The 6,924-nt window shown below is 68.1% G+C and carries 3 protein-coding genes; 2 read left to right on the top strand and 1 reads right to left on the bottom strand.

The features are described from left to right. Positions 1–45: 45 nt before the first annotated feature. A complete protein-coding gene (ugpB, locus tag A612_RS14745) occupies positions 46–1,359 on the bottom strand; it encodes a sn-glycerol-3-phosphate ABC transporter substrate-binding protein UgpB (protein WP_019375212.1) in 1,314 nt (437 codons plus the stop codon). Positions 1,360–1,655: 296 nt separating this feature from the next. On the opposite strand from ugpB, the gene serA reads away from it, so the two are divergent. Beyond that, positions 1,656–2,885 carry a phosphoglycerate dehydrogenase gene (gene serA / locus A612_RS14740; RefSeq protein WP_019375211.1) on the top strand — a complete coding sequence of 410 codons (1,230 nt, stop codon included), beginning with the start codon at positions 1,656–1,658 and terminating at the stop codon, positions 2,883–2,885. 91 nt (positions 2,886–2,976) lie between these two features. Then, entirely contained in the window at positions 2,977–6,906 is a 3,930-nt protein-coding gene (locus A612_RS14735; protein ID WP_019375210.1) for a DUF3683 domain-containing protein, read from the top strand. Positions 6,907–6,924 lie beyond the last annotated feature (18 nt).

Below are 6,924 nucleotides of genomic sequence, written 5' to 3'. Positions count from 1 at the left end.
GCAGCCCGCCCGCGCCGGGCGGGTGGGCTGCGCCTTTTCAAGGCATCACTGCTTGTAGGAGCGCTCGAAGCGGGCCAGCAGCTCGTTGCCGCGGCTGACGATGGCGTCCAGGGCTTCCTTGGCGCTCTTCTTGCCGGCCCAGACCTGCTCGAGCTCCTCGTCCTCGATGGTGCGGATCTGCACGTAGTTGCCCAGGCGGATGCCGCGCGAGTTGTCGGTCACCTTGCGCACCATCTGGTTCACGGCCACGTCGGTGCCCGGGTTCTTCTGGTAGAAGCCGGACTTGTCCGTCAGGTCGTAGGCGGCCATGGTGATGGGCAGGTAGCCGGTGCGCTGGTGGCTGGCGGCCTGCACCTTGGTCTGCGACAGGAACTCGAAGAACTTGGCCACGCCCTTGTATTCCTCGGGCTTCTTGCCGGCCATGACCCACAGGGAGGCGCCGCCGATCACGGTGTTCTGCGGCGCGCCCTTCACGTCGGGGTAGTAGGGCAGGGGGGCGATGGCGTAGGCGAACTTGGCGTTCTTGGCGACGTCGCCATAGAAGCCCGAGGACGTCTGGATCATGGCGCACTCACCCGAGGTGAAGGAAGCCTGCGCCGCCGAGCCGCGGCCCTTGTAGACGAATTCGCCGTTCTTGGCGGCCTGCGCCAGGTTGTCGATGTGCTTGACGTGCAGGGGCGAATTCACCTTCATGCGCGCCTTGTGGCCGTTGGCCGACAGGCCGTTCTTCTCGGTGGCGAACTCCACGTTGTGCCAGGCGGAGAAGGACTCGAGCTGCGTCCAGCCCATCCAGGCGAGCGTCATCGGGCAGCTGTGGCCGCTGGCCTTGAGCTTCTTGGCAGCCTCGAACACCTCGGGCCAGGTGGCGGGCGCCTTCTCGGCATCCAGACCGGCCTTCTTGAAGGCGTCCTTGTTGATGTAGAACACGGTGGTCGAGCTGTTGAACGGCATGCTCAGCATCTCGCCGTTGGGCGCCGTGTAGTAGGCGGCGACGGCGGGAATGTAGGCCGACGGATCGAAGTCGGCGCCGGCGTCCTTCATGACCTTGGCCACCGGCACGGTGGCGCCCTTGCTGGCCATCATGGTGGCGGTGCCGACCTCGAAGACCTGCAGGATGTGGGGGGCGTTGCCCGAGCGGAAGGCGGCGATGGCCGAGGTCATGCTCTCGTCGTAGCTGCCCTTGAAGGTGGGGACCACCTTGTAGTCCTTCTGGCTCTCGTTGAATTCCTTCGCCAGGTCGTTGACCCACTCGTTGTTCACGGCCGTCATCGAGTGCCACCACTGGATCTCGGTCTGCGCCTGGGCGGCAAGCGATGCGGCGAGCACGGAGGCGGCCAGGGCGAGCTGTTTGATTTGCATGAATGAAGACTCCTCTGGGGTAGATACGGATGGCTGAAGCACGCCATGGTGGCGTCGCCGTGTGACACCAGCGTGTCGTTTTCGCACAGCCGAAAACGCGCGACAACGGGGATAACCCGCCACGGGCGAAGGTGCAAATTGTGACACTTGCCGACGTGGTTCCTGACGCGTGGGGGACTTTGTCCCTGCGGCATGCCCCGGTGCTGGGCAATCCACCCATCGCCGGCAAGGATTTGTGCGCTGCACAATGATGTCCCCGTCGACTGTTTTCCTCTTCATCGCTGGAGTTGCCGCACATGCCCAAGACCTCGCTGGACAAAAGCAAGATCAAGTTTCTGCTGCTCGAAGGAATCCACGACTGCGCCGTCGAGGCGCTGGCGGCAGCGGGCTATTCCCAAGTGGAGCTGCTGCCTGGGGCGCTGGAGGGCCAAGCGCTGCGCGACAAGCTGGCGGACGTGCACTTCCTGGGCATCCGCTCGCGCACCCAGCTCACGGCCGAGGTGCTGGCCGCGGCGCCCAAGCTGGTGGCCATCGGGGCGTTTTGCATCGGCACCAACCAGATCGACCTGAACGCGGCGCGCGCGCGCGGCATCGCGGTGTTCAACGCGCCGTATTCCAACACCCGCTCGGTGGCCGAGCTGGTGCTGGCCGAGGCCATCTTGCTGCTGCGCGGCATTCCGGAGAAGAACGCCGCCGCCCACCGCGGCGGCTGGCTCAAGAGCGCCGAGGGCTCCTTCGAGGCGCGCGGCAAGACGCTCGGGATCGTCGGCTACGGCGCCATCGGCTCGCAGCTGTCGGTGCTCGCCGAGGGCCTGGGGATGCACGTCATCTTCCACGACGTGGTCGCCAAGCTGCCGCTGGGCAATGCGCGCCAGGCGCCGTCGCTCACGGCGCTGCTGGAGCAGGCGGACATCGTCAGCCTGCACGTGCCCGAGCTGCCGTCCACGCAGTGGATGATCGGCGCGCCGCAGATCGCCGCCATGAAGCGCGGCGCGATCCTGATCAACGCCTCGCGCGGCACGGTGGTGGAGATCGAGCCGCTGGCCGAGGCCCTCCGCACGCGCCACCTCGCGGGCGCCGCCATCGACGTCTTCCCGAAGGAGCCCAAGAGCAACAAGGACGAGTTCGTCTCGCCGCTGCGCGGGCTGGACAACGCCCTGCTCACGCCCCACATCGGCGGCTCGACCATGGAGGCGCAGGCCAACATCGGGCTGGAGGTGGCGCACAAGCTGATCCGCTACAGCGACAACGGCACCAGCACCTCGGCCGTGAACTTCCCGGAGGTGGCGCTGCCGGCGCACGAGGGCAAGCACCGGCTGCTGCACATCCACCGCAACGTGCCCGGCATCCTGTCGCAGATCAACGGCATCCTCTCGGACAAGGGCATCAACATCGCCGCCCAGTACCTGCAGACGCGCGACGACATCGGCTACGTGGTCATCGATCTGGACGCGCGCTCTTCGGACGTGGCGCTGGAGAAGCTCGCCCAGGTGCCGGGCACGCTGCGCACGCGCGTGCTGTTCTGACGGCGCGGCGCGGCCGCGCCGCGGGTGCTTCGCTTAGAATTTCCGGCCCCCGAGCCACCGGGCGCGGCGCGCCCGACCCAGGTTGATGTCCATGAACGTTCCGATTGCGGCCGCCGCCCTGCAGGGTGCGCAGGCCGCCGAGCCTGCGCGGCTGCGCGAGATTCCCTACAACTACACTTCGTTCTCCGACCGCGAGATCGTCATCCGCCTGCTGGGCGCGCCGGCCTGGGAGGCGCTCGATGCGCTGCGCCGCGAGCGGCGCACCGGACGCTCGGCGCGCATGCTCTACGAGGTGCTGGGCGACATCTGGGTGGTGCAGCGCAACCCCTACCTGCAGGACGACCTGCTGCACAACCCAGAGCGGCGCCGGCTGCTGGTGGAGGCGATGCGCCACCGCATGGCGGAGATCGAGAAGCGCCGCCTGCCGCACGAGGACGCGGAGCGCGACCGGCGCGTGGGCCAGCTGGTGGAGGCCGCCCGGCGCGCCATCGACGAGTTCGACGCCACGCTGGTGCAGGCGGCAGCGCTGCGCCGGCAGGTGCACAAGCGCCTGGCGCCGCACACCCACAAGGACAACATCAAGTTCGACGGCCTGTCGCGCGTGTCGCACGTGACGGACGCGACCGACTGGCGCGTGGAGTTCCCCTTCGTGGTGCTCACGCCCGACAGCGAGGCCGAGATGGCGGCGCTGGTGCGCGAGTGCATCGCGCTGGAGCTGACCGTGATCCCGCGCGGCGGCGGCACGGGCTACACCGGCGGGGCGGTGCCGCTGACCTGGCGCAGCGCCGTCATCAACACCGAGAAGCTCGAGTCCCTGTCGGCGGTGGAGATGCGCCGCCTGCCGGGCGTGGACCGGGAGGTGCCGACCCTCTGGACCGAGGCCGGTGTGGTCACGCAGCGTGTGGCGGATGCGGCCGAGGCCGCGGGCTTCGTCTTCGCGGTGGACCCGACCAGCGCCGAGGCCTCGTGCATCGGCGGCAACATCGCCATGAATGCCGGCGGCAAGAAGGCCGTGCTCTGGGGCACGGCGCTCGACAACCTGGCGAGCTGGCGCATGGTCACGCCCGATGGGCTGTGGCTGGAAGTCACGCGCATCGGGCACAACCTCGGCAAGATCCACGACGCGCCCATGGCCAGCTTCGAGCTGCAGTACTTCGAGGCCGACGGCAAGACCCCCATCCGCACCGAGCGCCTGGACATCCCCGGCAGCACCTTCCGCAAGGAAGGTCTGGGCAAGGACGTGACGGACAAGTTCCTCTCGGGCCTGCCGGGCGTGCAGAAAGAGGGCACGGACGGCCTGATCACCAGCGCGCGCTGGATCCTGCACCGCATGCCCGAGCACACGCGCACCGTCTGCCTGGAATTTTTCGGCAACGCCCGCGACGCCGTGCCCAGCATCGTCGAGATCAAGGATTTCATGTTCGCCGAGCAGCAGCGCTCGGGCGTGTTGCTCGCCGGGCTGGAGCACCTGGACGACCGCTATCTCAAGGCCGTGGGCTACGCCACCAAGTCGAAGAAGGGCGCGGGCAAGCTGCCCAAGATGGTGCTGATCGGTGACATTGTCGGCGACGACCAGGACGCCGTGGCGCGTGCTGCGGCCGAGGTGGTGCGCATCGCCAATTCGCGCTCGGGCGAGGGCTTCACCGCCGTGAGCCCCGAGGCGCGCAAGAAGTTCTGGCTCGACAGGAAGCGCACGGCGGCGATCTCGCGGCACACCAACGCCTTCAAGATCAACGAGGACGTGGTGATCCCGCTGCCGCGCATGGCCGAGTACACCGACGGCATCGAGCGCATCAACATCGAGCTCAGCTTGCGCAACAAGCTCAAGCTGTGCGACCAGCTGCAGGATTTCTTCGCCCGCGGGCAGCTTCCCCTGGGCAAGCAGGACGATGCGCAGGGCATTCCGGCCGAAGTCCTGCTGGGCGACCGCGTCGCACAGGCGCAGGCGCTGCTGTCCGAGGTGCGCCAGACGTGGCAGGAGTGGCTGGACAACGTGGCGGTGCTGTTCCCGCAGCTGCAGGACCACACGCTGCGCGCCAGCTGGAAGGCGCAGATCAGAAAGCCCCTGGCGGCCATCTTCGCCGGCGCGCCCTACCAGCCCATCCTGGACGAGGTGCAGGCAATCCACCAGCGCGTGCTCAAGGGCCGCGTCTGGGTGGCGCTGCACATGCATGCCGGCGACGGCAACGTGCACACCAACATCCCCGTCAACAGCGACGACTACGAGATGCTGCAGGCGGCGCACGAGGCGGTGGCGCGCATCATGGTGCTGGCGCGCTCGCTCGGCGGCGTGATCTCGGGCGAGCACGGCATCGGCATCACCAAGCTGGAATTCCTCACCGACGAGGAGCTGGCGCCCTTTGCCGAGTACAAGCGGCGCGTGGACCCGCATGGCCACTTCAACTGGGGCAAGCTGCTGCGCGACCCCGAGCTGCTGGCGCGCAGCCAGCCGGGCAGCCGGGGCGCTGCGGCCGCCAGCGGCACGCGCCAGTCGCTGCGCTACGCCGACCTGACCAACGCCTACACGCCCAGCTTCGGCCTGATGGGGCACGAATCGCTGATCATGCAGCAGAGCGACCTGGGCGCCATCGTCGCCAGCGTCAAGGACTGCCTGCGCTGCGGCAAGTGCAAGCCGGTGTGCGCGACCCACGTGCCGCGCGCCAACCTGCTCTATTCCCCGCGCAACAAGATCCTGGCGACCTCGCTGCTGGCCGAGGCCTTCCTGTACGAGGAGCAGACGCGCCGCGGTGTCTCCAGCCACCACTGGCAGGAGTTCGAGGACGTGGCGGACCATTGCACCGTCTGCCACAAGTGCTTCAACCCCTGCCCGGTCAAGATCGACTTCGGCGACGTGACCATGAACATGCGCAACCTGCTGCGCAAGATGGACAAGAAGAGCTTCCGGCCCGGCAACAAGCTGGCCATGGCGATGCTCAACGCCACCGACCCGCGCACCATCGGCGTGTTGCGCGCCGGCATGGTGAACGTCGGCTTCAAGGCCCAGCGCGTGGCGGTGGACGCGCTGCGCGCCGTCGGCCGCCGCCAGACCGCTCGCCCGCCCGCCACCGTCGGCACGGCGCCGATCAAGGAGCAGGTGATCCACTTCGTGAACAAGAAGCTGCCCGGTGGCCTGCCGACGAAGACGGCGCGGGCGCTGCTCGATATTCAGGACAAGGACTACGTGCCCATCATCCGCAACCCCGAGACGCGGGCGGACAGCGAGGCCGTGTTCTATTTCCCGGGCTGCGGCTCCGAGCGGCTGTTCTCGCAGGTCGGCCTGGCGACCCAGGCCATGCTGTGGCACGCGGGCGTGCAGACCGTGCTGCCGCCGGGCTACCTGTGCTGCGGCTATCCGCAGCGCGGCAGCGGCCAGTTCGACAAGGCCGAGAAGATGATCACCGACAACCGGGTGCTGTTCCACCGCGTGGCCACCACGCTGAACTACCTGGACATCAAGACGGTGGTGGTCTCCTGCGGCACCTGCCACGATCAGCTGCAGGGCTACCAGTTCGACAAGATCTTCCCCGGCAGCCGGATGGTCGACATCCACGAGTACCTGCTGGAGAAGGGCATCGCGCTGCCGGCAGGGCAGGGGGGCTACCTCTACCACGAGCCCTGCCACAACCCCATGAAGCGGGGTGACTCCATGCAGACCGTGCGCGCCCTGGTGGGCGACAAGGTCATCAAGAGCGAACGCTGCTGCGGCGAATCGGGCACCCTGGGCGTGACGCGCCCGGACATTGCCACCCAGGTGCGCTTTCGCAAGACCGAGGAGATCCGAAAGGGCGAGGCGCAGCTGCGCGCCAGCGGCGCCGTGGGGCAGCAGGACAACATCAAGATCCTGACCAGCTGCCCGAGCTGCCTGCAGGGCGTCTCGCGCTACCAGCAGGACCTGTCCACCGGCTTGCTGGAGGCCGACTACATCGTGGTCGAGATGGCGCGCCAGATCCTGGGCGAGGACTGGCTGCCGGAGTTCGTGCGGCGCGCCAACGCGGGCGGCATCGAGCGGGTGCTGGTGTGAGCGCGGCTGCCGCGCCTG

It is taken from the genome of Melaminivora alkalimesophila (assembly GCF_000282995.1).
In the GTDB taxonomy this organism is placed as follows: Bacteria; Pseudomonadota; Gammaproteobacteria; order Burkholderiales; family Burkholderiaceae_C; genus Melaminivora; species Melaminivora alkalimesophila.
The sequence above is the reverse complement of the archived record's forward strand: the minus strand, read 5'-3'. Positions and strand labels throughout refer to the sequence as shown.

Coding starts and splice junctions, on each gene's coding strand:
- serA (WP_019375211.1), top strand. CDS start 1,656: ATGCCCAAGACCTCGCTGGACAAAAGCAAGATCAAGTTTCTGCTGCTC.
- A612_RS14735 (WP_019375210.1), top strand. CDS start 2,977: ATGAACGTTCCGATTGCGGCCGCCGCCCTGCAGGGTGCGCAGGCCGCC.
- ugpB (WP_019375212.1), bottom strand. CDS start 1,359: ATGCAAATCAAACAGCTCGCCCTGGCCGCCTCCGTGCTCGCCGCATCG.